Consider the following 25,738-nt stretch of genomic DNA (forward strand, 5'->3'; position numbering starts at 1 on the left):
CACGGGACCGCTCCATCGCTCACCTGATGAGAAGGCGCACCACGCAGGAAGGTATTTTAGAGCGCGCACCCCTTTTCGGCGGGGTTTACAAATATGGCCGAACGGTTAATGGAAGTTTCAATTTGAATTGAATTTCCTGTGGCGGCGCCTTCGGCCTGAATTTTGTGTCTTTCCAGGTGCTTGCTTGCCTGTTAACTTCTCTGTGGAATCAACGATCGCGGAGGAGAGGCAATGCTCCACATCGAACTCGACGTCTTTTCTGGACGTCCGAATCCGCACTGGAAGCTCACGGCACGCGAAGAACGCGAACTCATCGACCGGCTCAAGGCGAATCGTTCCGGGCTGCGCCCGGTCAACGACGTCGAGTCCAAGCTGGGATATCGCGGAATGGTCGTGACCGCCGATCGGTCAAGCCAGGAACGCCTCACCGCATCCGGCCTGCCACCGAGCTTCCGCCTGAGAGAGGCCACCGGCCTGCGGGTGTCGGACGTCACGGAACGCTGGCTGTTACACACCCCCGGCTCGCAGGCCACCATCTCGCCCGAGGTCGGCGACGTGGCCGACCTGACCATCGGCACCCCGTCGGCACAGCAGGAATCGGGGGCCGCAGGTCAGATCGCGGCCTGCGCGACCTGGTCGTCCACCTGGGCAGACCTCAACACCTTCTGGAACGGCACCCGCCGCCCCACCAACAACTGCTACAACTTCGCCTCCAGTCTCGCCACCGGCACCTTCGCCCAGCCCGGCCGCGGCACCGGCAGCGTCTTCACCGCGCTGACCATCGCCAACATCAAGGCGGCGGTGTTCCGCGACGGCTACACCAGCGCCTGCAACGACGACAGGTTCGTCAGCTATCTCTGCATCTGGCCGGGGGAGGACTTTCACTTCTACCACCGGATCGCCGATTACTCCGGCAGCCTCCAGCGCTGGGCGCACAAACCAGGAAGCACACCGGCGACGAACGTCGACAATTCCGGGCTGGCCATTACCAATCCGGTGACATGCAACCGGGGCCCGTATACAGTGGACGGATCTCCGTACATCTATCCCCGGGTGAATCCGCGGTCCACTATCAACTAGTCAGGGAGTTCCAGTGGCTGTCCGGCTTGTTCTCGCGGTGATCGGAGTTTCGCTGTCCATGTTCGCCTGCGGCAATTCTGATGCCCAGGGCGACTCGCCGAGCGTGGCGACAGTCGAGATTTACTCAGGTCGGCCGAATCCGAGCTGGACCCTCGACAGATCCGCGCGCTCCGCGGTGGTGACGGCGGTGGACGGCCTGCGGGTCGACGAGGGACTCAAGCCACCGGACGAGGGCAGGCTCGGCTTCCGCTGGATCGAGGTGACCGGTCTGGACACCTCGCACGGCCGCGTGGCACGGGCCAAGGTGGCCCCGCGCGTCGTCGCGCTGGAACTGTCGGCCGATCGGCGTATGGTCCTGCTGGCCGACCCCGAATCGAGCACACTCCAGGAACTCCTGCGGCACGCCGCGGGCCATGTTGACGCCGACGTACTCAACCTCATCCGTCAACAGATCCGCTAACGGAGGACACTCATGTCCGAATCAGTCTCACGTCGTACGATCATCGCTGGCATTCTCGTGGGCGGCGCCGCCGCGTTCGCCCTGCAGTCGGAGGCACTCGCGGGAGCCCCCGACGGCACCGTCGAGTCCTGGCTGCTGACCACGGCCAAGTTCTGACCGACAAGCGACACCCAGCGGACGCATGGCCAGGAGGGCGCCACCCGGCGGCAGGCCATGACTCCGCCGACCAAAGCGAAGGGCCCCTGGTGCGCGTAGGCGCAGACCAGAGGCCCTTCGTACTGCGTGTGGCAGGTCCAGGGTTCGAACCTGGGTAGGCTAAGCCGACGGATTTACAGTCCGCTCCCATTGGCCACTCGGGCAACCTGCCTTGTCAGACCCGCTTGCGCGGCGACAGGTAGAAGAATAGCGGACTTTCGAGGTGGACGTGACATCAGAATGTCCTGCTTGTGGTCGCGGGTCAGTGGCGCTTGGCGACGGTGAGGAGGACGGCTGAGTCCTCCACGGCTTCGACCGCGTGTACGGCCTGCGGAATGATCAGCAGGTCCCCGGTCATCCCGTCCCAGGACACTCCGTCGGACAGGAGCCTGACCCGGCCGGACACGACGTACAGGGTGGCTTCGCCGGGATTGTTGTGGTCGTCCATGCGGGATCCGGCAGCCAGGGCGATCATGGTTTGGCGTAGGACCTGTTCGTGCCCGCCGTACAGGGTGGTGGCGGAGCGGCCGCTTGAGGCGACACGCGCGGTTTCGAGCTGGTTGCGGGCCACCGCGGTCAATGACTGCTTGTTCAAAGGTTCCACCTCTCACCATCCTGGTCGTGGGTATTCCCGCAGCTCACCCCCATCTCCCCGGCCAAGGCTCGGGTAAACGACATTTGACCGGCAGAGCGCCGCGCGCGGATGCTGGCTAGGCTTGTCAGGCTTATCAAGGACTATCGGGCCGCGGCGCCCGTGCGGGCTATCGAGAGTGAAGAAGGCCGAGTCCGCCGTGACTTGGCCCGTCTGAGAGGTTTCGGGCATTGGCAGACTCGTCATTCGACATCGTCAGCAAGATCGACCATCAGGAGGTCGACAACGCGCTGAACCAGACAGTCAAGGAGATCGGGCACCGCTTCGACTTCAAGAACACCGGCGCTTCGATCAGCTGGTCCGGCCAGCAGAACATCGAGATCAAGGCGAACAGCGAGGAGCGCGCCAACGCCGCCCTCGACGTGTTCAAGGAGAAGATCATCAAGCGGGGTCTCTCCCTGAAGATCCTTGACTCCGGCGAGCCGAAGCTGTCGGGCAAGGAGTACCGCATGATGATCGCCCTCAAGGAGGGCATCGACCAGGAGAACGCGAAGAAGATCTCCAAGCTGATCCGCGACGAGGGCCCCAAGGGCATCAAGGCGCAGATCCAGGGCGAGGAGCTTCGGGTCAGCTCCAAGAAGAAGGACGACCTGCAGGACGTCATCACCCTGCTCAAGGGCAAGGACCTCGACGTAGCCCTGCAGTTCGTGAACTACCGCTAGCGACGCTCGGGGCACGCCGTGCCCCGAGCCGCTCACCCGCCCCTTCAGGTACGGCGGGCGCCTCCGCCATCTCGCGGGCCCCGGCCACTGCGGGCGACCCAAGCACCACACCTCCCCGAGAAGCCGCGCCGGGCGGAACCCCGCCTGTCATGCGAGCCGCGCCGCTCCGGGCAAGGCCCAGCGCCGCTCCGCCTCGTGCCGTGGCTGGCAGGGCTGTGGGACGTGCCGCTCTGGCCGAAACCTGCGCCGCGCCGCCCCGTGCCTGTCGAGGCCACGGGCTGTGCTCGCTGTGGCCGAAGCTTGTGCCGCTCCGGGATGGATCGCGGCGTGCTGCTCTGGCCAAGGACTGCTTCGGCCGGACTGGACCCCTGTTGACAGGCCCCCTGACCGCATGCCGTACCCCCTGACTGGTTGGTGGGTTTCTGGTTTGTGCAGGTCAGCGTCCTCAATGTCCGGTCAAGTCGGGGAACGGGAGATTTCCGGAACGGCGTGCGGGATGGTGGGGCGGGAACGTTGGGGTGGGGGATGGACGTTGGAGCTGGTGAACCCAGACCACGGAAGGGGGAGCCTTGCGTCGCAATGGTGTGCGCACTGCCGTGCTACTTGGCGGATTGTCGGCAGGGATCCTCGTCGTGGGCACCTGGGTGGGCGGCAGGGTCGGGCTCCAGGTCGCGTTGCTGATGGCGCTGGGAAGTTCCGGGGTCGCGTATTTCTTCTCCGACCGGATCGCGCTGTCGGCCATGCGGGCCCGGCCGGTCGGTGAGGTCGAGCAGCCGACGCTCTACAAGATCGTGCGCGAGCTGTCCACGGAGGCGCGGCAGCCGATGCCGAGGCTGTACATCTCGCCCACGGCCCAGCCGAACGCCTTCGCCACGGGCAGGAGCCCCCGGCGGGCGGCGATCTGCGTGACGTGGGGGCTGACCCGGCTGCTGGACGAGCGGGAGCTGCGCGGGGTCATCGGGCATGAGCTGTCACACGTGTACAACCGCGACATCCTCCTCTCGTCCGTTACGGCGGCGCTGGCCACGATGATCACCTGGGTCAGCTACGTCGCGGTGTTCTTCGGCGGCTCGGACGACGATGAGGGCCCCGGGTTCCTCGGGGCGCTGCTGATGATGGTGCTGGGCCCGGTCGCCGCCGGCATGGTGCAGATGGCGATTTCCCGGACACGCGAGTTCCAGGCGGACGAGTCGGCGGCCCGGCTGACCGGGGACCCGCTGGCTCTGGCCTCGGCGCTGCGGAAGATCGAGATGGGCGCCCGGCGACTGCCGTTGCCCGAGAACAGCAGGCTGACCTCGGCCTCGCACCTGATGATCGCCAACCCGTTCAGCGGATCGGGACTCGGCCGGATGTTCTCCAGCCACCCGCCCACCTCGCAGCGCGTGGCGAGGCTGGAGCGAATGGCGGGATATCGGCGCTGAGGTTCCGGCACCCGGTGGTGCACAATTGGATCATGGGGTTACGTATGCGGCTCAACGCGGCCGAGCAACGTGTCTGGAAGGCCTTCGAGACGGGCGCGTGGACCCAGTTCGCCGACCCCATCACCGGCCCCGGCCGCACCGCCGGCGAAAACGCGCCCACGGACGGCGAGACGTGGGGCCCCGAGCGCACCGTGCGCGGCGAGGTGATCTCGGCCCTGCTCCTCGGCGCCCACGAACCCGCCGCGGGCACCGCCCCCGCCGTACGGCTGCGCGGCGCCCGCATCACCGGCCAGATCGCCCTCAGAGGGGCGAACACCGCATACGAGCTCGCGATCAGCGGCTGCCACCTGGACGAACCGGTCGACTGCGCGGGAGCGACCACCAAGACGATGCGGTTCACCGACTGCCACCTGCCCGGACTGCGTGGCAGCGGCATGCGGGTGGCCGGACACATGAGCTTGTCGGGTTCGATCGTGACCGGCGCGGTCCGGGTGGCGCGGGCGGTGTTCGAGAGCGGTCTCTGGCTCGGTGGCACGAAGATCGTCACCACGGACGAGTGGGCGCTGTGGTCGGGCGCGATGGTGGTCGACGCAGGCCTGTACCTCAACAACGCCGACATCACCGGCGGCCTGCGCCTGGTCGGGGCGCGGCTCAACGGCGGCCTGTTCATGAACAACGCCACCATCCGCAACCCCGGCAAGGACGCGCTGGCCGCCGACAACATCACGGTCGAAGACATCTTCGAGGGCGATTTCCATGCCTTCGGGGTCGTACGGCTGCGCGGCGCCCGGGTCAACGGCACCCTGTCGATCACCGGCGCCATCCACAGCCCCGACACGCCGTACGCGCTGCACGCCAGCCACATGGAGGTCCGCGAACTCGTCCTGAAGCCCGCCGAACCCATCGAGGGCGTCGTCAGCCTCGCCCACTCCCGCGTCGGCACGCTCCGCGACGACCCTGACACCTGGCCGGAGAAACTCCGCCTGAACGGCCTGGTCTACGAAGCGCTGCGCGGCAGCGGCGTCACCAGGCGCATCGACTGGGCCGGCCGGGATCCGGCGGGCTTCCGGCCGCAGCCGTACGAGCAGCTCGCCGCGTGGTGCCTGCGCGACGGGAACGAGCATCTGGCCCGCCGTACCCAGCTGGCCAAGCTGCGGGCGCGCCGCCGTACCTTCCCGCTCAGTGGCCGTATCTGGGGCAATCTCCTCGACATCACCGTCGGGTACGGCTACCGCCCCTGGCTGGCCTCGATCTGGTTCGTCCTGCTGCTGGTCGTGGGCACGGTCGTCTTCGCTCTGAACCCACCCAGAGCGCTCAAGCCCGCGGAAGCGCCCGCGTTCGACGCGTTCGCCTACACCTTCGACCTGCTGTTGCCGATCGCGACCTTCGGGCAACGGGAGTTGTTCGATCCGGCCGGTTGGACCCAGGGGCTGGCGTACGGCCTGATCGTCGCCGGGTGGATCCTGGCCACCGCGCTGATCGCCGGAGCTACCCGGATTCTCCGTCCAGTGTGATCTTGCGAAGGATGGCCGGAAGGTCCGCGGGAAAGTAGGCCTCGTCCGTCGCCTCGAGCTCCTCCACGCTCCACCAGCGGTGTCCCAGCGTGGTGTCCTTCTCGATGTCCTCCATGTGCTCGAACGAGACTTCCGCGCCGGTCACCCGTACCGCGAAGAACGTCTGGTCCTGCGTGATCGCGTACTCGCCGAAGTCGAACGAGATCGTCCCGGTCGTCAGCGGCCCGGTGAACTCGCCGGCGGGCGCCGTGATCCCGGCCTCCTCGTACAGCTCCCGGACCGCCGCGTCCAGCAGCGTCTCGTCGTGCTCGGCCGCGCCGCCGATCGTGAACCAGAACGGCTGCTCCGGCCTGGCCGGATCGAACCCGTGCAGCAACAGGACCCGGCCTTCGTCATTGATGGGGAGTGCGCGTCCGGTGAACCGGCGCAGCGGGATCTTCGTCACGACCGACAGCCTAAGCCGCATTTCCCACGTAAGCCGACCGAGCCTTTCAAGGTCGGCGATGCATCGCGAACCGGACGGGCAACTAGCCTGGCCTGGTGAAGGTCCTCTACGTCATCGTCTGCGCCGCCGCGCCCGCCTCGGACGTCGGCCGCCTGGTCGAACTGGCCCAAGACGCCGGATGGGACGTCCAGATCGTCGCCACCCCGCAGGCCCTGGACTTCATCGACGTGCCCGCGCTGGAACTCCAGACCGGCAGGGCCGTGCGCAGCCGCTACCGCAAACCCCACGAACCCAAGCCGCCCAGACCCGACGCGATCATCGTCGCCCCGGCCACCTTCAACACCGTGAACAAGTTCGCCCAGGGGATGACCGACTCGTACGCGCTCGGCCTGCTCGCCGAGGCGCCCGGTCTGGGGATCCCGGTGGTGGTGCTGACCTTCGTCAACGCGGCCTTGTCGGCGCGGGCGCCGTTCGTGCGGAGCGTGGAGAGCCTGCGGGCCGAGGGTGTCGTGGTGGTGGCGGGATCGGACGGCGAACAGCAGACCCAGCCCTGGGACCTGGCCCTGAGAGAACTCAACCAACCCCTCTGACCCGGTACGGCCCGCCACCCCAGACCGCGCAGCCCGCAGACGAGCGGTTGACCAGCGGAGGGCGACCCAGCGGGCCGTTGGCCCGAGGGGAGCGGGCAGGCGGGGGTCTGGGGCCAGGTGGCGGCTGAGCCGATGGCCTGGGACGCCAGGTGGGTGGTTGGGCGCCTTGGCGCGGGCGCACGAGGGCACAGGTGCGCGGGTGAGTCGTGGCGCGGTGTCCACAGGGGGCCGGGGTGGCGGGGGCAGCGCGGGGTGCTGGAAATGCGACAAACCGGCGCCTCGGTGGAGGTGCCGGTTCGTGCGGTGTGTTGCAGGAGTGTCTGCCCTGCGGAGAACCCGGGCCGCGTGTGGAATCGCGGCTGAGGCGCGGTCGGCCGGATCGGGAGGTGGCCTGGCCGCGGCCGAGTGCTAGCGGGTCTCGCGGTGCGCGCGGTGGGTGCGGCAGTTGGGGCAGTACTTCTTCAGCTCAAGCCGATCCGGGTCGTTGCGCCGGTTCTTCCGCGTGATGTAGTTGCGGTGCTTGCACTCCTGGCAGGCCAGCGTGATCTTCGGCCTAACGTCGGTGGCAGCCACGTGGGAGTGCCTTTCTACGTTCGGGACATGGACATACCCGTGCCCAGGCCAGGTGACCTGAGAAGGGCCGTAGCGGAGGCCGGACTTGAACCGGCGACACAACGATTATGAGCCGTTTGCTCTGCCTGACTGAGCTACTCCGCCTGGAGCCGGGCGAAACAACCCGGACCCGTAGAGGATACCCGACCTCAGGAGCACATACGTACATCACCTGGTCAGGTGGGTTGACCTCATCTATGCCTCACCGCTGAACTCATAACAAAAGCCTCGACCGAAAACTTCCGGTGAGGCCTGGTGAAGCTGGAGCCCCCAAACGGAATCGAACCGTTGACCTTCTCCTTACCATGGAGACGCTCTGCCGACTGAGCTATAGGGGCCTGTCCGCAGGCGCTGTCTGCGTTGCGGACAGGTGTAACCATACACGGCAGTCAGCGATGATGCGAACTGGTTCCAGGCAATCTCAGGGTCACCTCGGCACCCGTGCCCGTGTCGCCGAACTCCAGGTCAGCACCCAGCATCCGGGCTTGCCCGGCGGCGATCGTCAACCCCAATCCGACCCCCGTCCCGCGGGCGCTCGCACCGCTGGCGAACCGCTGAGGACCATGTTCTCGCAGTACGGCCAGCATGTCCGCGGGGAACCCCTGCCCATGATCCTCCACCCGCACCGTCATGCCGTCGACGGTGACCGTGACCGGCGGCCGCCCATGACGCACGGCATTGGCCACAAGATTGGCCAGAACGCGCTCGACCCGCCGCGGATCGGTTTCCACCTCAACATCCCGGACCACCACCAACCGCACCCCGCCCCCGGCGCCATCGCTCACCGGAGAAGCCGCCTCCGTGAGGCCCGGGTGCTCTGAGGACGTGTGGCCGGGTTCGGCAGTTGAGGGGGCGGGCAGGGGGTCGGTGTGGGCGTGGGCGGCGGTGATGGCCCGGCGGGTCAGGGCGCTCAGCAGGCGGCGTTCCAGGGCGGGTCGCTCCGTGTGGGCGTCCAGGCGGGCCACTTCCAGGATGTCTTCGACCAGCCTCCCGAGTACGGCCGCGCGGTCGCGGACCAGCTCGGTGGGCCGCCCGGGAGGCAGCAGCTCGGCGGCGGTCATCAGGCCGGTGACCGGGGTACGCAGCTCGTGCGCGATGTCGGCCGTCACGCGGCGCTCCGCCTCCAGCCTGGCCTGGAGCGCGTCGGCCATCCGGTCCAGCGCCCTGCCCACCGCCACGACCTCGTCCCCCTGCCAAGCGCCCCCAGACGGTCGCACCACAGGCGGGGGCGGGAAGACGCGGGCGGTCAGGTCGCCGGACGCGATGGTGGCGGCGGTTCGGGAGACGTGGCGGATGCGGCGGCTCAAGCCCGTGGCCACCGCGATCCCCGCCAGACACGCCGCCACCGTGGCCAGCGCGCCCGAGGTGAGCAGGGTGCGGTCGAGGGCGGCGAGCTGAGCCTGTTCGGGGTGGTACGGGCGGGCCAGGGAGACGGTCTTGCCGCCCAGGGTGGTGGCGGCCCACAGGGTGCCGCCGTCCAGGTACGTGGCGCGGACGGGGCGGGCGGTGATCTCGCGGGACAGCGGCCCGGGGACGGGCCCGACGGTCAGGCCGGCGTCCTGACCCTCCGCCTGGCGGGCCAGGAGCGACTGGAACTGGGCGTCGAGCGTACGGCGCGCGGTGTCGAGCTGGGTGTCGGCGGTGCGCAGGTGGACGAGGAGTCCGATGGCCGCGGCCACCGCCACCGCGGTGAGAGCCAGCGACAGGGCGATCTTCAGGCGCAGGCTCATGAGCGCCTCAGCTTGTAGCCGAACCCGCGCACGGTCTCGACCCGGTCGTTGCCGATCTTGTAGCGCAGGCGTTGCACGTGTACGTCGACGACGCGGGTGTCGCCGTCCCAGGCGTAGTCCCAGACGTTCTGCAGCAGCGTGTCCCGGGACAGGACGATCCCGGCGTTCGCCGCGAACTCCAGCAGCAGCTTCAGTTCGGTCGGGGTCAGGGACAGGAGGGCGCCGCCCCGCCGTACCTCCATGGACCGGGTGTCGACCGTCAGGTCGCCGAACGTGAGGACGGCGGGGGCGCTCGCGGCGGCGGCGCGGCGCAGGACGGCGCGGATGCGGGCGTGCAGGACGCCCAGTTCGAACGGCTTGGTGACGTAGTCGTCGGCGCCGGCCTCCAGGGCGTTGATCACGTCGATGGCGTCGGACCTGGCCGAGATCATGATGATGGGGACGCCGCCCGCCTGCCTGATGCGCCTGGCCAGGCTGACGCCGTCGAGGTGGGGGAGCATCACGTCGAGCAGGGCCACGTCGGGAGCCTGGCGTTGGAAGGCGGACAGGCCGGACAGACCATCCGATGCCGTGCGTACGGCCAGGCCGTGGCGTTCGAGGGCCAGCTGGGTGGCCTCGCGGATCACGGCGTCGTCCTCGACGAGCAGGACGTCGGTCATCGGGGCGGCACCTCCAGCTTCTGGTCGGTCAGGTCGTCCTTGATCTCGTGGCCGGAGGTGACGGTGAAGCGGGCGTAGTAGCCGGTGCGCTCCAACCGCGTCAGGCGGCTGAGGGTGATCGTGGCGGGGTAGCCCTTGACCTCGCAGCCGGGCAGGCACCAGGTGCCGCTCAGTTCGCCGGTGCCCACGGCGCGCTCGCCGCCCCACGACTGCCAGCGCACGCCGTTCATGCCGCTGAACTCGGTGAGCGCGAAGTCCGACGGGCGTTGCAGGGCGTCGCCCATGTAGGCGACGACGTAGACGGGACCGCGGGACTCCGCCGGCGGCGCCGGGCCCTCGACCCGGACTCCACCGGCGGCGCCACAGGCCGCCGTCAGGGCGAGCGCGAGGAACGTCAGAGCCTGTTTTCGCATGTCAACGAGGGTAAGGCGGAGCCTGTGTCGGTTATCCGGCAGCTTTGTAACAACGGTCCATCGGTAGCGTGATCACTTCGCACAGGTCGGCCAGATCCACATGCCTGGCGACGTCGGCCACGGACAGGCAGTCGGCGATCAGCCAGCCGTTGCGCCGGATCCGGAGCACCTGGCGGCCGGCCCGCGTGGCGGGGACGACCTCGTAGCCGCGGGGGCCCACCCATCGCCTGTCCATAGCGGCACAGAGTAGACCTCAGGACTCTCAATTTTCACGCAGCGACTCATGCCTCCTGGGCATCGTGGGTCAGAACCGGTAGTAGCCGGCGAAGCCCTTCTTGTCGGCGATGTCGTCGATGCGGACCTCGGCGCCGGTCTCGGGGGCGTTCATCATCTTCCCGTTGCCGAGGAAGATCCCGACGTGGTGCGTCTTAATGCGCTTTTTCGTGATTTTTCCGAAGTAGACGAGGTCGCCGGGCTGCGGCTTCTTCACCCGGTACATGCGCCGCACATGGTCGTCGGTGTTGCCGGGACCGAGCACGTCGGAGCCGTGCGCGAGCGCGTACACCCACCTCGTGAACCCCGAGCAGTCCAGCCCCCTGGTCCTGGCGGCGGGACAGGGCCGGATCTTGCCCTTGTAGCCGAGGCAGGTGCCCTTGGACGGGCCCGGCTCGTCGGCGTGCCCGCCGCCCCAGGAGTAGGTGATGTCCTTGCGCTCGATCTCGTAGGCGAGTCTGACGATGTCCGGCGCCACCCACTCCCTGATGGGCGCGGAGGCGGTGGCCAGCAGCAGCACCAGGGCAAGCGCGGGCAGCAGTCCCCGCCGTAGCCGCCCCGACACCCGCCTATGCCTCCGTTTTATAGGGAAAGTCGGGATATATCCTCATGCAAAAGCCGCAAGATCGCGCGGCTCAGCGCGCCTTCAGGTCCAGTTCCACCGTTCCGACCGTGAACCGGATCCCCACGCCTCCCTTGGCCGGCGCCTTGGTGGTGAACGTCAGCCGGACCTTCTGTCCCCGGTTCAGCTTGGCCACGGTGCACTTCACGGCCGTGCCGCTGAACTTGCAGCCGGGGGCCTTGACGATCTTCTGCCCGCCGTACGCCCGACCGGAGATCTTGATCGTGCCCGCGGGGTGCGGGCCGGTGTTGGCGATCGTGAGCGTGTACGAGCGGCGGCTCTTCACCTGGCCGGACACCGTCAGCTCGACCGCCGCGATGGCCAGCTCCCTGAGCTCGGACTCGCTGCCGTTGAAGGAGTTCTGCCCGCCGGCCAGCGTGCCCTTGTCGGCCGACTGCCAGAACGTGTGCCTCTCCCAGCTCTTCGGCAGCTCGCCGGGATCGGCGCCCCAGCGGGCCAGCCAGAGCGGGTTGGCCTTGAATTTGGCGGAGTCGCCGGTGCACGTCTTCCACCAGCTCGTCGTGGTGTAGATGATCGCCTGGCGGCCGGTGCGCTGGTGGTAGCGCTTCGTGAAGTCCTTGACCCACGTGACCATGTCCTTGGGGGACAGGCCGTAGCAGTTGTCCTTGCCGTTGCGGTCCTTGTAGGGGTTGTCCTCCAGGTCGAGCACGCCCGGCAGGGTGATGCCGTCGCCGGTCCAGCGGCCGCCGTTCTGCACGAAGTACTCGGCCTGGGCGGCGCCGTCCGACTCGTGCGGCTGGGCGAAGTGGTAAGCACCGCGGATCAGCCCCGCGTCGGCGGCGCCCTCGAACTGGGCGGAGAACGTGGGGCTGACGAAGTCGCCGCCCTCGCTGGCCATCACGAACGCGAACTTCGCGCCGCCCGACGCGACACTCGCCCAGTCGACCTCGCCGGTCCAGTTGCTCACGTCGACACCCGGCACGCCGTCGACGGCCTGGGCGGGTAACGCGTTCGCGCCGTAACCGACCGCGGCCAGCGCCGCGGCCACCAGAACACGCTTCACGAGGGTCCCCTTTTCACCGATGAGGCCAAGATTTTCGCGGAGTACGGCAGGGCCCGCAACCGCTCTACTGCGGCATAGCCGAAATTTCTTGAAATCCCAGGTCGGAGCGCTATTTCAAATGATGGCTTACATGGCGTTTCCGCAGGTCAGCGCCGTATGTGAATGTAGTGTTCGCGTTTGCCTAAACCCCGCTGACCTGCGCAAGCTTGGGGAAATCCGCCCGCCTCCCAAGCAAGGGGCTGTTTGCCATGCCCATCATCAGCGCCCGGGGACTCACCCGGAGCTTCACCTTGAAACGAAAAGAGACCGTCGACGCCGTACGCGGGATCGACCTCGACATCGAGGACGGCCAGCTGGTCGCCTTCCTGGGTCCGAACGGCGCGGGGAAATCGACCACCCTGCGCATGCTCACCACGCTGCTGCCGCCCACGAAGGGCAGCGCCACGGTGGCCGGGCACGACATCGCCACCGACCCGTCCGGCGTGCGCGCCCGCATCGGCTACGTCGGCCAGAAGAACAGCGCGGGCGAGAACTACCGCGTTCGCGACGAACTCGTCGCGCAGGGCCGCTGCTACGGCCTTCCCATCCCGCAGGCGCGCCGCCGCGCCGACGAGGTGCTCGACATGCTCGACCTCACCCATATGGCCAAGCGCCAGCCGGGCACGCTCTCCGGCGGCCAGCGCCGGCGCCTCGACCTCGCGATCGGCCTGGTGCACGAGCCCAAGCTGCTCTTCCTGGACGAGCCGTCCACCGGCCTCGACCCGACCAGCCGCGCCGAGGTCTGGTCGCACATCCTGCGCCTGCGCGAGGCGATCGGGATGACCATCTTCATGACCACCCACTATCTCGAAGAGGCCGACGCCATGGCCGAGCGGGTGATCATCATCGACAACGGCCGGATCATCGCCGACGGCACCGCCGAGCAGCTCAAGAACGACCTCGCCGGCGACCACATCATCCTGACCACCTCCGACGCCGCCCGCGCCGCGGAGCTGACCGGCGGCGAAGCGGACGGCGGCACCGTGAAGCTGCGCGTCCCCAACGCCCCGGCCGCGCTGCCCGAATGCCTCAGAACCCTCGACGCGCACGAGATCAAGGTCACCGCGGCGGAGACGAAGCGCCCGACCCTCGACGACGTCTTCCTCGCGCTGACCGGAAGGAGCCTGGCCGATGACGACGTTCCTGCGTGACACCGCGACGGTCTTCACCAGGGAGTTCACCCCGTCGCTTCGGCAGCCGACGAACCTGGTCTTCGAGATGTTGCAGCCGCTGCTGTTCCTGTTCCTGTTCGGCTCGCTGCTGAAGGGGGCGACGGACACCTCGTGGCAGTGGTTCGTGCCCGGCATCCTGGTCATGATGTGCCTGACCGGGCCGATGGGCTCCGGCTACAACCTGCTCACCGAGGCGATCGGCGGTTCGCTCGAACGCCTCATGGTCTCGCCGCTGAACCGCACCGCCATGCTGGTCGGCCGGACGCTGAAGGAGATGGCCGTCCTGTTCCTCCAGGCCGTGCTGATCATCTTGCTGGCGCTGCCGCTCGGCTTCGAGCTGCACCTGGCCGGGGTGATCCTGGGGCTCGTGCTGCTGATCGTGCTGGGGGTGGGGCTCGGGTCGCTGTCGTTCGTGCTGGCGCTCAAGTCGGCGCCGGACGGCACGATGTTCTATCTGGTCACGCAGTGGGCGTTGTTCCCGCTGCTCCTTCTGTCGGGAGTGCTGCTGCCCGTGGACTCCGGCCCGACGTGGCTGCGGATCGTCGGATACGTGAACCCCGTCAAATACCTCGTCGACGCACAACGTTCGCTCTTCTCCGGTCAGCTGGGTGATATCTCTGTCTTGTACGGCGCAGCGGCCGCCGGCCTGGTGGCACTGATCGGCCTCTATGCCGGAACCCGGGCGATGCGCAAGGGCATCTAGACCCCGGAAGGGGTGACGACATGTCGAGCGAGCGCGACGACCTCGTCCAGACGCTGGACAAGCACCGCGGGTTCCTCCTCCACACGGTCCAGGGGCTCACCGACGAGCAGGCGGCCCGCACGCCCACGGCCAGCGCGCTGTGCCTGGGCGGCCTCGTCAAGCACGTCGCTAACGTCGAGGAGCGCTGGGCGCGCTTCGCCGTCGGCGGTGCCGAGCACATGGAGAGCGTGCCCGTCGACTGGGAGGGGCAGTTCAGAATGGACGCGGGCGACACGCTCGACGCCCTGCTCAAGCACTACGAGTCGGTGGCTCGGGCCACGAACGAGCTCGCCCGCACGCTCGACCTCGACACCTCGCACGCGCTGCCCACGGCGCCGTGGTTCGAGCAGGGGGCGCGTTGGTCGGTCCGCCGCACGATGCTCCACATCATCGCCGAAACCGCCCAGCACGCCGGCCACGCCGACATCATCCGCGAGTCCATCGACGGCCAGAAGTCGATGGGATAACCCCTCAAGGGCGCGCCATGGGATAACCCCTCAAGGGCGCACCATCCGTTACGGCTCCGCCACCCCACCCCCACCCGCCGCCGTGGGCGGGCGCCGATCGTGGGGATCGCTTCTCACGCCGGACGTGGCGCCCGCCGCAACGGCGCCACGTCACCCGGTCAAGTGGTCAACCCCAGAGACCGGCCAGGTAGGTCAACTCTCAAAGGCCTGGCCAGGTGGGGTCAACCCCTCAAAGACCGCCCAGGTGGTCGGACCTCTGAAGACCGGCCACGTGGTCAAGGGCTGACTGCCAGGAAGTGGTCAAGGGCTGACTGCCAGGAACAGGAATGCGGCGAACAGCACCAGGTGGACGCCGCTCTGCAGCAACGTGGCCCGCCCCGGCACCACGGTGAGGGTGGAGACGCCGACGGTCAGGGCGAGCAGGACCATGTGGGTGCCGCCCAGTCCGAGCACCAGCGGCCCGTCCAGCCAGATGGACGCGAGCGCGATGGCCGGGATCGTCAGGCCGATGCTGGCCATCGCCGAGCCGAGCGACAGGTTGAGGCTGATCTGGAGCTGGTCGCGCCTGGCCGCGCGTACCGCGGCGATGGTCTCGGGCAGCAGGACCAGCAGGGCGATCACCACGCCGACGACGGCGTGCGGCAGCCCGGCATCGGAGACGGCGCTCTCGATGATCGGCGACTCGACCTTGGCCAGGCCGACGACGGCGACGAGGGCGATCAGGAGGAGGCCGAGGCTGACGGTCGCGGTTCTCGTGGTCGGCCTGGGCGCGTGGGCGTCCGGGGGCATGGCCTGGCCGTCGTGGGTGACGGGCAGGAAGTAGTCGCGGTGCCGTACCGTCTGGGTGAGGACGAACAGGCCATAGAGCGCGAGCGAGGCCACGGCGGCGAAGGCGAGCTGGCCGGGGGAGAACTCCGGGCCCTGGGCGCTGGTCGTGAACGTCGGCAGCACGAGGCTGAGTGTCGCGAGCGTGGCCACGGTGGCGAGCGCGCCGCCGGTCCCTTCGGCGTGGAACGCCACGACCCTCCGCCGGAGCGTGGCGCTGAGCAGGGACAGTCCGACGATGCCGTTGCAGGTGATCATGACGGCGGCGAAGACGGTGTCGCGGGCGAGCGTCGCGGTCTTCTCGCCGCCGCTGATCATCAGGCTGACGATCAGCGCGACCTCGATCACGGTGACCGCGACCGCGAGCACCAGTGAGCCGAACGGCTCGCCGACGCGGTGCGCGATGACCTCGGCGTGGTGCACCGCCGCCAGAACCGCCCCGGCCAGCAGCACCGCGACGATGATCACGACGACCATCGGCGGTTCCCGTCCCCACGTCAGAGCCAGCGCCAGAAGTGCGAGGAGAGGGACGGCGGTGGTCCAGTTGAGGAAACGGCGCATGGTATAGATCATGCCCTAAGTGGAGTGTCTGTTCACTTCTGTCCGGTTGGGCGATCGGGCATCATCCGTGCTCAGGGTCATCGTGCGGCAATGCCGGGGCCGTCGTGGGTTCGGGCGGTTCATGATGGAGCCGGGACGGCGACAGCCGAACCTTGTTCTGTTACGGTCGGGTCAAAGCTCAGGAACGCGTGAAGGGGCACGAATGGCCTTGAACCGTGATTTCGTGGGGCGGTCGTATGCGTCCGCCGCGCCGTACGAGGTCAGCCGGGTGAAGATCCGCGAGTTCGCCGCGGCGATCGGCGACCACAACCCGATCTACCGCGACCGGGACGCGGCGCAGGCCGCGGGACATCCGGACGTGGTGGCGCCGCCCACCTTCCCCATCGTGTTCAGCCTGCAGAGCGGCGGTGAGGCGCTGGCCGACCCCGAACTGGGGCTGAACTTCGCGATGGTGGTCCACGGCGAGCAGCGGTTCGAGTACACGCGGCCGATCTACCCCGGCGACGAACTGGTCACCCGGTCGACGATCACCGACATCCGCAGCGCCGGGCGCAACGAGCTGCTCACGATCAGGAGCGAGGTCAGCACCGTCGCCGGCGAACCCGTCTGCACCACCTACAACACCATCGTCGAGCGTGGAGGGGCGGCCTGAGATGACGGCGACGGTCAAGTACGACGAGGTCGAGGTCGGCCAGCAGATCCCCGCGGCCGACTACCCGGTGCGCCGCCTCAACCTGGTCATGTACGCGGGCGCCTCCGGCGACTTCAACCAGATCCACTGGAACGAGCGGTTCGCCAAGACCGTCGGCCTGCCCGACGTCATCGCGCACGGCATGTTCACGATGGCGCAGGCGGGGCGGTTCGTCACCGACTGGGCCGGCGATCCCGGCGCGGTGGTCGACTACGGGGTGCGGTTCTCCTCGATGGTAGTCGTGCCCGACGACGACGCGGGCGCGACGATCACCGTCAGCGGCGTCGTGGAGGAGAAGCTGGAGGACAAGCGGGTCGTCATCGCTCTGGTGGCCAAGTCCGCGGACGCCAACGTGCTGTCCAAGGCGCGTGCGGTGGTTCAGCTGTCCTGATAGAGGTGCCCTGTCCTGGGGTAGGGCGGTCGGTATGAGTGAAGTGCCGCACCACGTCATCGAGCTGGCCGAGCAGCGTGTGAAGGCGAGGGCGGAGCGCGACTACGCGCTCGCCGACGAGCTGCGCGCGCGGATCGAGCGCGAGGGGTGGCTGGTCAAGGACGCCCCCGACGGCTACACGCTGAGCGAGAAGCCGCCCTACACCATCTGGCCGACCGTCCGCTCGATCCCGATCAGCGCCGTCACCGACGCCGGCCCGCCCCGCCACCTCAACCCACGGGCCGTCGCCCCTGCCTCGGGCACCGGCCGCGACACGACCGGCGGCGACACGGGCCCTGAAGCGAGCCCCACAGCGGGCTCCACGGCGGGGACGGCCGGCGCGGGAGCCCAGGAGGACCCCGCCGCCGAACTGGGCTTCTCCGGCGACCCCGGATCGAGCGGGACGCCCGAGGACGACATGCTCCACGCGCAGCGGATCTGGGACGCCAGCCTGGCCGCCAACCGGCTCGACGACGCCGGGGTGAACCAGGAGCGGCAACGCGCCGAGATCGTCGACGTCACCGTCTCGGCGGGCCTGATCGCCGACGGCCGGCCGGACGACGTGCGCGCCTGCGTGGAGGCGCTGCTGGAGCACACCGACGCCGCCGTCCTCGCCCTCGACCTGGGCAACCGGGACGGCGCGGGCGACGTCCTGCACGAGTTCGCCGCCCGGCGGCCCGAGCGGGTGACCGTCTGGCACGTGGCCGAGCTGCCGCACTGGTTCGGGGGGTCGGCCGGGTGGAGCGCCTGCCGTACGGCATTGATGCGGCTGGACACCTCGGACGTGCACGTCCTGATGGAGACCTCCACGATCCTCACGGGCGACGCGCTCACGCCGCTGACGGCGGCGATCCAGCACGGCGCGGTCGCGGCCGGGTGGAAGGGCGCCGACCCCGACGCGGACGGCCACACGTGGCACGAGGCCGGTCCTGGACGGGTCCGCGCGCTCATGGGCTACCTGATGGCGGTACGGCGGGCCGAGGCGCTGGCCGCCATGCCGCAGGACGCCCGCTACTACCGCAACGCGGACCTGGAGCTCTCGCTCGGCCTGGACGGCGAACTGGTGGTGCCGCAGGAGACGCTCCCCGTGCACGGCCTGCGCCACCACGGCTACCACGACGTCGACCAGGACTACCGCGAACGCGAGTCCCGCCGCACCTACGACCGGGTGCTGCGCCTGCTGCGCTCCTCCTGACGCGGGCGCCGGGTGCCGCGCATCGCGGGGGGCTCATAAGCTAGGGCCCCATGGAGATGCTGGCGCCGTACACCACGCTGGGCCTGGGCGGCCCGGCCCGCGAGTTCGTCGAGGCCGGTACGGCGGAGCAGCTCGTCTCCTTCGTGGCCGAGGCCGACCGCGACGGGGTTCCCACGCTGGTGCTGGGCGGCGGCAGCAACCTGGTCGTGCCCGACGAGGGTTTCGACGGGCTGGTGGTCAAGGTCGCCTCGACCGGGGTGCGGGCCGAGCGCGACGGCGGGCAGGTGCTGCTCACGGTCGAGGCGGGCGAGGACTGGGACGCGCTCGTGGCCCGCGCGGTCGCCGAGGGCTGGTCCGGCATCGAGTGCATGTCCGGCGTCCCGGGCCTGGTGGGGTCGACGCCGATCCAGAACGTGGGCGCCTACGGGCAGGACGTGTCGCAGACCGTCCGCTGCGTGCGGGCCTACGACCGCAAGACCCGGCAGGTGGTGGACATCGAGGCCCGGCGGTGCGGGTTCTCCTATCGCGACAGCGCGTTCAAGCGGGACCTGTCGCGGCACGTGGTGCTGGGCGTCACCTATGTCCTGGACATCTCCGAGCTGTCGGGCGAGGTGGCCTACAAGGAGCTGGCGGTGCGCCTCGGGGTGCCGATGGGCGAGCGGGTACGGCTCGCGGACGCCCGCGCGGCCGTCCTGGCCCTGCGCAGGAGCAAGGGCATGGTGCTCGACCCGGAAGACCCCGACACCCGCAGCGCCGGATCGTTCTTCACCAACCCGATCCTGACTCCCGGCCAGGCCGCCGAGCTGGAGCTGCGCGCGCCCGGCCATCCTCGCTGGGACCTGCCCGACGGCACGGTCAAGGTGCCGGCGGCGTGGCTGATCGAGCATGCCGGTTTCCCCAAGGGGTACCGCCGCGGGCCCGCCCGCATCTCCACCAAGCACACGCTCGCTCTCACCAACCCCGACGGCTCGGCCACCGCGGCCGACCTGCTGGCGCTGGCCAGGGAGGTGCGTGACGGGGTCGCGGAGAAGTTCGGGGTGCGGCTGGTCAACGAGCCGGTGATGGTCGGCTGTGAGCTCTGACACCCTCGCCTGAGGAACATTCGGCGGGTTCGGCCTGTTAAAGTGGCCGAGATATTCCGAAGGGGAGTAGTCCCAAATCACGTGATCGACACACTGGCGTCCCGACGCCCGGTCACGTGGGCCTTCACAGGCGGACGAGACCTTCGGCCTGGCTGTCATGCCGGGCCGAAGAGTCGTGCCCCGGCAGGCGCTCCGGTCCGGTTCGTAGGAATGAGGACCGTTGGAAGCGTTCTGGATCAGTCTTGTGGCCATTTTCGTGGCGGAGCTGGGTGACAAGAGCCAGCTGATGGCGATGACGTTCGCCACCCGATTCAAGGCCTGGCCGGTGTTGGTCGGCATCACCATCGCCACGACCGTCGTGCACCTGTTCAGCGTGGCCGTCGGCGGGCTCATCGGCGACGCCCTGCCCACCACCGCGATCTCCGTCGCGGCCGGCATCGCCTTCCTCGGCTTCGCGCTGTGGACGCTGCGCGGCGACGAGCTGACCGACGAAGAGTCGAAGAAGGCCCAGCGCACCACCAGGAACGCGATCATCGCGGTGACGGTCGCGTTCTTCCTGAGCGAGCTGGGCGACAAGACGATGCTGGCCACGATCGTCCTGGCCACGCAGCATGGCTGGCTCGGCACCTGGATCGGCTCCACCGTCGGTATGGTCGCCGCGGACGCCCTGGCCATCGTGGTCGGGCGGATCCTCGGCAAGCACCTGCCGGAGAAGGCCATCCGCTACGGCGCCGCCGCGGCGTTCGCCGTCTTCGGCATCGTCCTGCTGGCCGACGCCATCTGGTAGCTCAGGTCGACAGCAGCGACAGCCGGTACGCGGCGGCGGCGGCCTCGCCCCGGCTGGAGACGCCGAGCTTGGCCAGGATGTTGGAGACGTGCACGCTGACCGTCTTCGCCGAGATGAACAGCTCGGCCGCGATGTCGCGGTTGCTGCGCCCCAGCGCCACCAGCCGGAGAACCTCCAACTCCCGGGGCGTCAGCAGCTCCGACGTCGCCGACGGCGCGGAGGCGCCGCCCACCCGCCGGCTGAGCATCTCGATCTCCTCCACCAGCGGGGTGGCCCGCAGCGCCTCGGCCAGCGGCTGCGCGACCCGCAGCCGCGTGGCGGCGCCCTCGCGGTCGCCCGACTGGGCGGCGATGGTCGCGGCGTGCAGGAGCGCCTTGGCCTGGGCGTGCGGGCGGCGCAGCCGTTCCCACGCGGCCGCGGCGGCGTCGAAGTCGCCGGTGTAGGTCAGGCGGTAGGCCTCGGCGGGCGGGCCCGAGATGCGCAGCGTGGCGGCGACCTCGGCGGCGTGGCCGCGTACGTGCTCGGACAGTGTGGGGTCGAGGGCCTCGGCCTGGTCGCAGACGTGGCTGATGAGGGAGAGCAGCCGCCAGCCGAGCGCCGACTTGCTGGACTGCGACGGCCGCGACAGCACCCGGTGGGCGACCTCCAGCGCCGACTCGGGCTCGCCTTTCAGCAGGTGCCAGCCCATGTGCAGGCGGGAGCTCGAGGTGATGTCCTGGACGAAGTCCTCGGGACGCTCCTTGAGCACGCCCAGCTCGGACAGGTTGCTCTCCAGCGTCGACAGGTCGCCGCGCGACAGCGCGATGTCGGCCTGGACGCGCAGGATGTGGTGGCGGGTGCGCAGGCTGGGGCCGAACCTCAGCGAGCGTTCCGCGGTCTCCAGCGCCTCGTCCCAGCGGCCGAGAAGTTCGAGGGCCTCGGCGCGGTTGTTGAGGATGAAGACGCCTATGGTCCTGATCAGCCCGTACTTCTTGGCCATGCGCTCGCCCTCGTAGGAGAGTTCGAGCGCCTCTTCCGAGCGGCCGAGGTCGTTGAGCGCGTCGATGTTGTTGCCGACGGAGCGCAGGATGAGGCGGGGCGAGTCGATGCGCTCGCCTATCGCGCGGGCGAGCTGGTTGGTCTCGTACTGGGCGATGCTGCCGCCGGCCATGGCCTGGCCGAGGGCGAGGTTCATGAGGAGTTCGCCCTCCAGGTGTTCGTCGCCGACGTCCCTGGCGATGAGCAGGCCCTCCTCGCACCTGGCGGTGCCCTCCTCGACCTCGCCCTGCAGCATCAGGTGCTGGCTGAGCTTCGTCAGCACCTCGGCGCGCGGGTGGCTGTGGTCGGGGACGAGTTCCAGGGCCTTGTGGAAGTCCTCGACGACACCCATCTTGCCTTTGGAGATCTTGAACCCGGCCCAGCGCACCATGAGCATGGCCACGCGGTCGGGCTGGGTGTCCTCGTCGAGGCCGGCGAGCGCCGCCCGCACGAACTTCACGCCGCGATCCACCTCGGCGCTGTTGCCCGCGGCCAGCGCGGCCTTCTCCAGCACGTAGGAGTGGTCGGCGTCGATGCGCCCGGCCGCGCCCGGCACCTTGTCCCAGAGCATGAGCACGCGTTCGAGCAGTGGGATCGCCTCGGCGTAGGCGAAGGCCTTCATCGACTTGCGGGCCGCCTCCCAGGCGGAGATGAGGGCCCATTCGTCGTTGCGCGCGCCGTACCAGTGGTGGGCCAGCTCGACGGCGGCGCGACCGGGCGGGACGAGCTTGCGGTCGCGGGAGATCTCCTCGGCGTAGCGCGCGTGCAGCCGCTGGTGCTCGCCGGGCAGCAGTTCCTCGTGTACGGCTTCGCGGATCAGCGCGTGCCGGAAGACGTAGGCCCGGTTGTCGGCGATCTGCAGCACGTTCCCCGCGATGGCAGGACGCAGGGCGGACTCCAGCTCCAGGTCGGACAGGCCGCTGACGGCGGCGAGCAGGGCGTGGCCGATCCGGATGCCGCCGGCGGCGGCCACCCGAAGGACGCGCTGGGTCTCCTCGGGCAGGCGCTCGACGGCGCTGAGGATGAGGTCCTGCATGGAGTCGGGGAAGGCGCAGTCGCCGTCGGGGTCGTCGAGCAGCGCCTCGACGAACAGCGGGATGCCCTCGCTGCGCTCGAAGACCTTCTCGACCCTGGCGTATTCGGGGGTCCGGCCCAGGATCCCGGTCATCTGCTCGGCCACCTCGTCCTGCGACAGGCGGGGCAGGTCGAGCCTGAGCACACCCCTGACCCGGCTCAGCTCGGCCAGGACGGGGCGCAGCGGGTGCTGGCGGTGCAGGTCGTCGGATCGGTAGGTGAGCACGATCAGGACCTGGGCGGCGGCGAGGTTGCGGCTGAGGAAGGCGATGAGGTCGCGGCTGGAGCGGTCGGCCCAGTGGATGTCCTCGATGAACAGGACCGTGGGGCGGGACTCGGCGAGACGTTCCAGAAGGGTGAGGAACTGCTCGAACAGCCGGGCGCGGCCGGTGTCGGTGTCACCGTCGACGGTGGGCTCGCCGAACTCCGGCAGCAGCCTGGCCAGGTCGCGCTCGGCGCCCTCAGGCAGGAGACGGGCGATCCTGGCGGTGCCCATCTCCCTGACGAGCTGCCTGAGCGCGGCGGTGAACGGCGCGTAGGCGAGGCCGTCGGTGGACAGTTCCACGCAGCCCCCGAAGAGCACGTGGGCGCCGTCCTGGGCGGCCCGATCGGCGAACTTCTGCACCAGCCGGGTCTTGCCCACACCGGCTTCGCCGCCGAGCAGCACGGCCGTGGCGGTGCCCTGCCTGGCCGCGTCCATGGCGTCGGCGAGGTGGGCGAGTTCCGCTTCCCGCCCGACGAAGACGGGACTCACCATACGTCCCAGCATGTCATCCAGCATGTCACGCCTTACCTGTAGCTTTCGCCGCATTTATGGAGGCGCTGACCGGAGGCGCAGGGACCGACCGGAAGGCTTGTGGCCGAAGGCGGCGGGGTTGGGGGGATGTGTCGAGGCGCTTTCCCGCCGGGTCAAGGAGGGTGTGAGGCCCGGCCGCGAGGGAGGTTGCGGCCGGGCACTCTTGTGGGGGTCATGACACGCGGCGCTTGCCGAAGACCGAGCGGCGCTCGGACTTGTTGCGGCGCTCCGCCTCACGTACCCTGCGGTGCTCGGCGGCGGCCCGCCGAAGCTCACCGGCTTGGCTCTTCATCAGCTGGAAGTCGAGCTCGGGGTTCATTTCCTTCTCCTTTGTCGTCTGCACCCCTAACACTCCTCCTAAGGCCCGGCCGGCCACATCGGTCGGATGCCTTATCTCTTGCCGAACCATCGGCTTACCCCTACCTAGGACAGGCCTGCCACCCGCCTAAGGCAGGCCACGATGATGGCCCATGAGACGCATCGCGATCGCCGCGCTGGCGCTGTTCCCGCTGGTGGCGGCGGCGCCCGCCGCGGCCGGGGAAGCGGCCTGGCGGGTCTCCAGGACGGACGGATCCCTGGGCGGCTATCAGGACGTGGGCGCCACCGGCGGCGACGACGCCTGGGTGGTCAGGACCGGGCAACCCCTGCTGCGATGGAACGGCAAAGCCTGGCGGAACTCGGCGGGCGGGGCCGTGCCGTACCTGGTGACGGCGGCGGGGCGGGGGACGGCCTGGCAGTTCGTGCAGAGCCCGGCCCGGGTGGACGCCCGCCAGCTGACCGGCGGCAAGTGGTACGCGCGCCCGATCGAGGCCGAGGGCGCGCACGCGACGGCGGCGCTGGCCACGGGCCCGTCGGAGTGCTGGGCGGCGGGGCTGCGGCTCGGCCCGCGCGGGCTGCGCGACGTGGTGTGGCACTGGACGGGAAGGCGCTGGACGGAGGTGGCCGCCCCGCTGCCCATCACCGACTTCGCCGCCTCCTCCCCGAAGCACGTGTGGGCGCTCAGCAGCCTGGGGGCGGAGTCGCCCGCGCACGCCGCGTCGGTCCTGCGGCTGACGGACTCGGGGTGGCGGCGCTCGCCGGTGCCGTCGATCTCCCTGCCCAGCCGGTCGCGGGTCGGCGACGCCTACGCGGAACTGCACGACATCATGGCGCTCGGGCCGGACGAGGCGTACGCCGTGGGCGGAATCTCCTTCATCATCGGCGAGGAACGGGTCATGCGTGAGGCCCTGGTGCTGCGCTGGAACGGCACCTCCTGGGTACGGCTGGCCCACCGCCCGGCCGGGACCTCCTATACGAAGGTCGCGCCGGACGGAGCCGGAGGGCTGTGGCTGGCCACGCGGCGCCAGGATCTGCCGGACGTCCTCACCCACTACCAGGGCGGACGCTGGACGCGGACCCCGGTCGGCAAGGTCACGCTCAACGGCCTGGCCAACGTGCCGGGAACCAGGACGATGTGGGCCACGGCCGAAACGCGTGAGGCTGGAGTGACGCGCCAGCTGATCCTCGGCTATCGGTGACCTGATCCGGTTTGGAGGTAGCCTGCCCGGTCGGCGATGCTGTGGGGGTGTCATCTACTGTGACTAACTCGCTCGCGGACGTGGCGGCATCCGCCACCACGCTGCGGGCCTTCCTGCACGGCCTGCCCGGTGTCGACCGGGTCGGCGCGGACCAGCGAGCGGCGATGCTCGGCACCCGATCCATCAAGACGACCGCGAAGGCGCAGGCCATCGACCTGGCCATCTCCATGGTCGACCTCACCACGCTGGAAGGCGCGGACACGCACGGCAAGGTGCGGGCGATGTGCACCAAGGCGATGCGTCCTGGTGGCGGCGCGCCTCGTGTCGCGGCGGTCTGCGTCTACCCCGACCTGGTGGCCGTCGCCGCCGAGACCGTCAGGGGCTCGGGGGTGAAGGTCGCCTCGGTGGCCACCGCCTTCCCGAGCGGGCGCTCCTCCCTGGAGGTCAAGGTCAGCGACACCGCGCTGGCCGTGGCGGCGGGCGCCGACGAGATCGACATGGTGATCGACCGCGGCGCCTTCCTGGAGGGCGACTACCTCAAGGTCTTCGAGGAGATCGTCGCGGTGAAGGCCGCCTGCGGCCAGGCGCACCTGAAGGTGATCCTGGAGACGGGCGAGCTGGCGACCTATGACAACGTACGGCGCGCGTCCTGGCTGGCCATGATCGCCGGCGCCGACTTCATCAAGACCTCCACCGGCAAGGTGGCCCCGGCGGCCACGCTCCCGGTGACCCTGATCATGCTGGAGGCCGTGCGCGACTTCCGCGACGCCACCGGCCGCCAGGTGGGCGTGAAGCCCGCCGGCGGGATCCGCACCACGAAGGACGCCGTCAAGAACCTGGTCCTGGTCAACGAAACCGCGGGCGCGGACTGGCTGACGCCCGAGTGGTTCCGGCTGGGCGCCTCCTCGCTGCTCAACGACCTGCTGATGCAGCGAGAGAAGCTGGCCACCGGCCGCTACGCGGGCCCCGACTACTTCACCTTGGACTGACG

29 protein-coding genes and 3 tRNA genes are annotated in these 25,738 nt (G+C 69.4%); 17 read left to right on the top strand and 15 right to left on the bottom strand.

All coding sequences use genetic code 11. The features are described from left to right. Positions 1 to 231 precede the first annotated feature (231 nt). From ACIBHY_RS24115 to ACIBHY_RS24125, 3 genes are read left to right on the top strand one after another with little or no spacing between them, the layout of a single operon-like run. Entirely contained in the window at positions 232 to 1,080 is an 849-nt protein-coding gene (locus tag ACIBHY_RS24115) for a hypothetical protein (protein ID WP_397247819.1), read from the top strand. A 13-nt stretch (positions 1,081 to 1,093) separates the two neighbouring features. After that, positions 1,094 to 1,540 carry a hypothetical protein gene (locus tag ACIBHY_RS24120; protein ID WP_397247821.1) on the top strand — a complete coding sequence of 149 codons (447 nt, stop codon included), beginning with the start codon at positions 1,094 to 1,096 and terminating at the stop codon, positions 1,538 to 1,540. A 12-nt stretch (positions 1,541 to 1,552) separates the two neighbouring features. Then, entirely contained in the window at positions 1,553 to 1,696 is a 144-nt protein-coding gene (locus ACIBHY_RS24125; protein ID WP_379615318.1) for a hypothetical protein, read from the top strand. 129 nt (positions 1,697 to 1,825) lie between these two features. Here the strand turns inward: ACIBHY_RS24125 and ACIBHY_RS24130 are convergent. Continuing rightward, positions 1,826 to 1,907 (bottom strand) — tRNA-Tyr (locus tag ACIBHY_RS24130). 90 nt (positions 1,908 to 1,997) lie between these two features. Further along, the gene (locus tag ACIBHY_RS24135) at positions 1,998 to 2,330 is read right to left on the bottom strand and encodes a cupin domain-containing protein (RefSeq protein WP_397247823.1); all 333 of its coding nucleotides are present in this window, start codon (positions 2,328 to 2,330) and stop codon (positions 1,998 to 2,000) included. Positions 2,331 to 2,557: 227 nt separating this feature from the next. On the opposite strand from ACIBHY_RS24135, the gene ACIBHY_RS24140 reads away from it, so the two are divergent. From ACIBHY_RS24140 to ACIBHY_RS24150, 3 genes are all read left to right on the top strand, one after another. Continuing rightward, positions 2,558 to 3,049: a YajQ family cyclic di-GMP-binding protein gene (locus ACIBHY_RS24140; protein ID WP_184958497.1), complete on the top strand. Its 492-nt coding sequence runs from the start codon at positions 2,558 to 2,560 to the stop codon at positions 3,047 to 3,049. A 569-nt stretch (positions 3,050 to 3,618) separates the two neighbouring features. Further along, positions 3,619 to 4,470, top strand: coding sequence for a zinc metalloprotease HtpX (gene htpX / locus ACIBHY_RS24145; protein ID WP_397247825.1), 852 nt, complete (start codon positions 3,619 to 3,621; stop codon positions 4,468 to 4,470). 32 nt (positions 4,471 to 4,502) lie between these two features. Beyond that, the gene (locus ACIBHY_RS24150; RefSeq protein ID WP_397307741.1) at positions 4,503 to 5,984 is read left to right on the top strand and encodes a hypothetical protein; all 1,482 of its coding nucleotides are present in this window, start codon (positions 4,503 to 4,505) and stop codon (positions 5,982 to 5,984) included. On the opposite strand, the gene ACIBHY_RS24155 is transcribed toward ACIBHY_RS24150, so the two are convergent. Beyond that, positions 5,959 to 6,429 (bottom strand): NUDIX hydrolase, encoded by a 471-nt coding sequence (locus ACIBHY_RS24155; RefSeq protein ID WP_397307742.1) that lies wholly within the window; start codon positions 6,427 to 6,429, stop codon positions 5,959 to 5,961. The genes ACIBHY_RS24150 and ACIBHY_RS24155 overlap by 26 nt on opposite strands. Before the next feature lie 95 nt (positions 6,430 to 6,524). On the opposite strand from ACIBHY_RS24155, the gene ACIBHY_RS24160 reads away from it, so the two are divergent. Then, positions 6,525 to 7,019 carry a flavoprotein gene (locus ACIBHY_RS24160; RefSeq protein ID WP_397247831.1) on the top strand — a complete coding sequence of 165 codons (495 nt, stop codon included), beginning with the start codon at positions 6,525 to 6,527 and terminating at the stop codon, positions 7,017 to 7,019. A gap of 408 nt (positions 7,020 to 7,427) precedes the next feature. On the opposite strand, the gene rpmG is transcribed toward ACIBHY_RS24160, so the two are convergent. The 9 genes from rpmG to ACIBHY_RS24205 form a co-directional block, all read right to left on the bottom strand. After that, positions 7,428 to 7,592 carry a 50S ribosomal protein L33 gene (gene rpmG, locus ACIBHY_RS24165; protein ID WP_101786011.1) on the bottom strand — a complete coding sequence of 55 codons (165 nt, stop codon included), beginning with the start codon at positions 7,590 to 7,592 and terminating at the stop codon, positions 7,428 to 7,430. A 70-nt stretch (positions 7,593 to 7,662) separates the two neighbouring features. After that, a tRNA-Met gene (locus ACIBHY_RS24170) sits at positions 7,663 to 7,736 on the bottom strand. Positions 7,737 to 7,893: 157 nt separating this feature from the next. Then, positions 7,894 to 7,969: transfer RNA gene (locus ACIBHY_RS24175), tRNA-Thr, on the bottom strand. Positions 7,970 to 8,020: 51 nt separating this feature from the next. Next, the gene (locus tag ACIBHY_RS24180) at positions 8,021 to 9,361 is read right to left on the bottom strand and encodes a sensor histidine kinase (protein WP_397307743.1); all 1,341 of its coding nucleotides are present in this window, start codon (positions 9,359 to 9,361) and stop codon (positions 8,021 to 8,023) included. Beyond that, positions 9,358 to 10,020, bottom strand: a complete 663-nt coding sequence (cseB, locus tag ACIBHY_RS24185) for a two-component system response regulator CseB (RefSeq protein WP_397247835.1) — start codon at positions 10,018 to 10,020, stop codon at positions 9,358 to 9,360. Before cseB ends, ACIBHY_RS24180 begins: the two co-directional genes overlap by 4 nt. Beyond that, entirely contained in the window at positions 10,017 to 10,433 is a 417-nt protein-coding gene (locus tag ACIBHY_RS24190) for a hypothetical protein (RefSeq protein WP_397307744.1), read from the bottom strand. Before ACIBHY_RS24190 ends, cseB begins: the two co-directional genes overlap by 4 nt. 31 nt (positions 10,434 to 10,464) lie before the next feature. Beyond that, on the bottom strand, positions 10,465 to 10,668 hold the full coding sequence (locus ACIBHY_RS24195) for a transposase (RefSeq protein ID WP_397307745.1): 204 nt from the start codon (positions 10,666 to 10,668) through the stop codon (positions 10,465 to 10,467). Between the two features lie 69 nt (positions 10,669 to 10,737). Further along, positions 10,738 to 11,271, bottom strand: coding sequence for a C40 family peptidase (locus tag ACIBHY_RS24200; protein ID WP_397247841.1), 534 nt, complete (start codon positions 11,269 to 11,271; stop codon positions 10,738 to 10,740). Positions 11,272 to 11,341: 70 nt separating this feature from the next. Beyond that, on the bottom strand, positions 11,342 to 12,352 hold the full coding sequence (locus ACIBHY_RS24205) for a lysozyme (protein ID WP_397307746.1): 1,011 nt from the start codon (positions 12,350 to 12,352) through the stop codon (positions 11,342 to 11,344). 254 nt (positions 12,353 to 12,606) lie between these two features. Here ACIBHY_RS24205 and ACIBHY_RS24210 point away from each other — a divergent pair, with 254 nt between their 5' ends. Genes ACIBHY_RS24210 through ACIBHY_RS24220 form a run of 3 tightly spaced genes read left to right on the top strand, consistent with a single transcriptional unit; the run spans position 12,607 to position 14,772 of the window. Then, on the top strand, positions 12,607 to 13,542 hold the full coding sequence (locus ACIBHY_RS24210) for an ATP-binding cassette domain-containing protein (RefSeq protein ID WP_397307798.1): 936 nt from the start codon (positions 12,607 to 12,609) through the stop codon (positions 13,540 to 13,542). After that, positions 13,523 to 14,266, top strand: coding sequence for an ABC transporter permease (locus tag ACIBHY_RS24215; protein WP_397247845.1), 744 nt, complete (start codon positions 13,523 to 13,525; stop codon positions 14,264 to 14,266). The genes ACIBHY_RS24210 and ACIBHY_RS24215 overlap by 20 nt, the downstream gene beginning before the upstream one ends. Positions 14,267 to 14,286: 20 nt before the next feature. Continuing rightward, the gene (locus ACIBHY_RS24220; protein ID WP_397247847.1) at positions 14,287 to 14,772 is read left to right on the top strand and encodes a DinB family protein; all 486 of its coding nucleotides are present in this window, start codon (positions 14,287 to 14,289) and stop codon (positions 14,770 to 14,772) included. 300 nt (positions 14,773 to 15,072) lie between these two features. On the opposite strand, the gene ACIBHY_RS24225 is transcribed toward ACIBHY_RS24220, so the two are convergent. Beyond that, complete coding sequence (locus ACIBHY_RS24225) at positions 15,073 to 16,158, bottom strand: calcium:proton antiporter (protein WP_397247850.1); 1,086 nt, start codon at positions 16,156 to 16,158, stop codon at positions 15,073 to 15,075. 202 nt (positions 16,159 to 16,360) lie between these two features. On the opposite strand from ACIBHY_RS24225, the gene ACIBHY_RS24230 reads away from it, so the two are divergent. The 5 genes from ACIBHY_RS24230 (at position 16,361) to ACIBHY_RS24250 (ending at position 20,343) form a co-directional block, all read left to right on the top strand. Next, positions 16,361 to 16,810 carry a MaoC family dehydratase N-terminal domain-containing protein gene (locus ACIBHY_RS24230; protein ID WP_397247852.1) on the top strand — a complete coding sequence of 150 codons (450 nt, stop codon included), beginning with the start codon at positions 16,361 to 16,363 and terminating at the stop codon, positions 16,808 to 16,810. A 1-nt stretch (position 16,811) separates the two neighbouring features. After that, the gene (locus ACIBHY_RS24235; RefSeq protein ID WP_397247854.1) at positions 16,812 to 17,240 is read left to right on the top strand and encodes a MaoC family dehydratase; all 429 of its coding nucleotides are present in this window, start codon (positions 16,812 to 16,814) and stop codon (positions 17,238 to 17,240) included. Positions 17,241 to 17,274: 34 nt separating this feature from the next. Then, entirely contained in the window at positions 17,275 to 18,474 is a 1,200-nt protein-coding gene (locus ACIBHY_RS24240) for a hypothetical protein (RefSeq protein WP_397247856.1), read from the top strand. Between the two features lie 50 nt (positions 18,475 to 18,524). Next, positions 18,525 to 19,556: a UDP-N-acetylmuramate dehydrogenase gene (locus tag ACIBHY_RS24245; protein WP_397307747.1), complete on the top strand. Its 1,032-nt coding sequence runs from the start codon at positions 18,525 to 18,527 to the stop codon at positions 19,554 to 19,556. Between the two features lie 220 nt (positions 19,557 to 19,776). Beyond that, positions 19,777 to 20,343, top strand: coding sequence for a TMEM165/GDT1 family protein (locus ACIBHY_RS24250; RefSeq protein ID WP_379615273.1), 567 nt, complete (start codon positions 19,777 to 19,779; stop codon positions 20,341 to 20,343). Between the two features lies 1 nt (position 20,344). On the opposite strand, the gene ACIBHY_RS24255 is transcribed toward ACIBHY_RS24250, so the two are convergent. Both ACIBHY_RS24255 and ACIBHY_RS24260 read right to left on the bottom strand, forming a co-directional pair. Then, complete coding sequence (locus ACIBHY_RS24255) at positions 20,345 to 23,203, bottom strand: AAA family ATPase (RefSeq protein ID WP_397307748.1); 2,859 nt, start codon at positions 23,201 to 23,203, stop codon at positions 20,345 to 20,347. A 199-nt stretch (positions 23,204 to 23,402) separates the two neighbouring features. Continuing rightward, the gene (locus ACIBHY_RS24260) at positions 23,403 to 23,549 is read right to left on the bottom strand and encodes a hypothetical protein (protein WP_397104137.1); all 147 of its coding nucleotides are present in this window, start codon (positions 23,547 to 23,549) and stop codon (positions 23,403 to 23,405) included. A 151-nt stretch (positions 23,550 to 23,700) separates the two neighbouring features. Between ACIBHY_RS24260 and ACIBHY_RS24265 the strand changes: the two genes are divergently transcribed. Both ACIBHY_RS24265 and deoC read left to right on the top strand, forming a co-directional pair. Next, positions 23,701 to 24,747 carry a hypothetical protein gene (locus ACIBHY_RS24265; protein WP_397307749.1) on the top strand — a complete coding sequence of 349 codons (1,047 nt, stop codon included), beginning with the start codon at positions 23,701 to 23,703 and terminating at the stop codon, positions 24,745 to 24,747. A 59-nt stretch (positions 24,748 to 24,806) separates the two neighbouring features. Then, positions 24,807 to 25,736 (top strand): deoxyribose-phosphate aldolase, encoded by a 930-nt coding sequence (gene deoC, locus ACIBHY_RS24270; RefSeq protein ID WP_397247864.1) that lies wholly within the window; start codon positions 24,807 to 24,809, stop codon positions 25,734 to 25,736. The last annotated feature ends 2 nt before the right edge of the window (positions 25,737 to 25,738 follow it).

It is taken from the genome of Nonomuraea sp. NPDC050547, assembly GCF_044457345.1.
Classification (GTDB): Bacteria; Actinomycetota; Actinomycetes; order Streptosporangiales; family Streptosporangiaceae; genus Nonomuraea.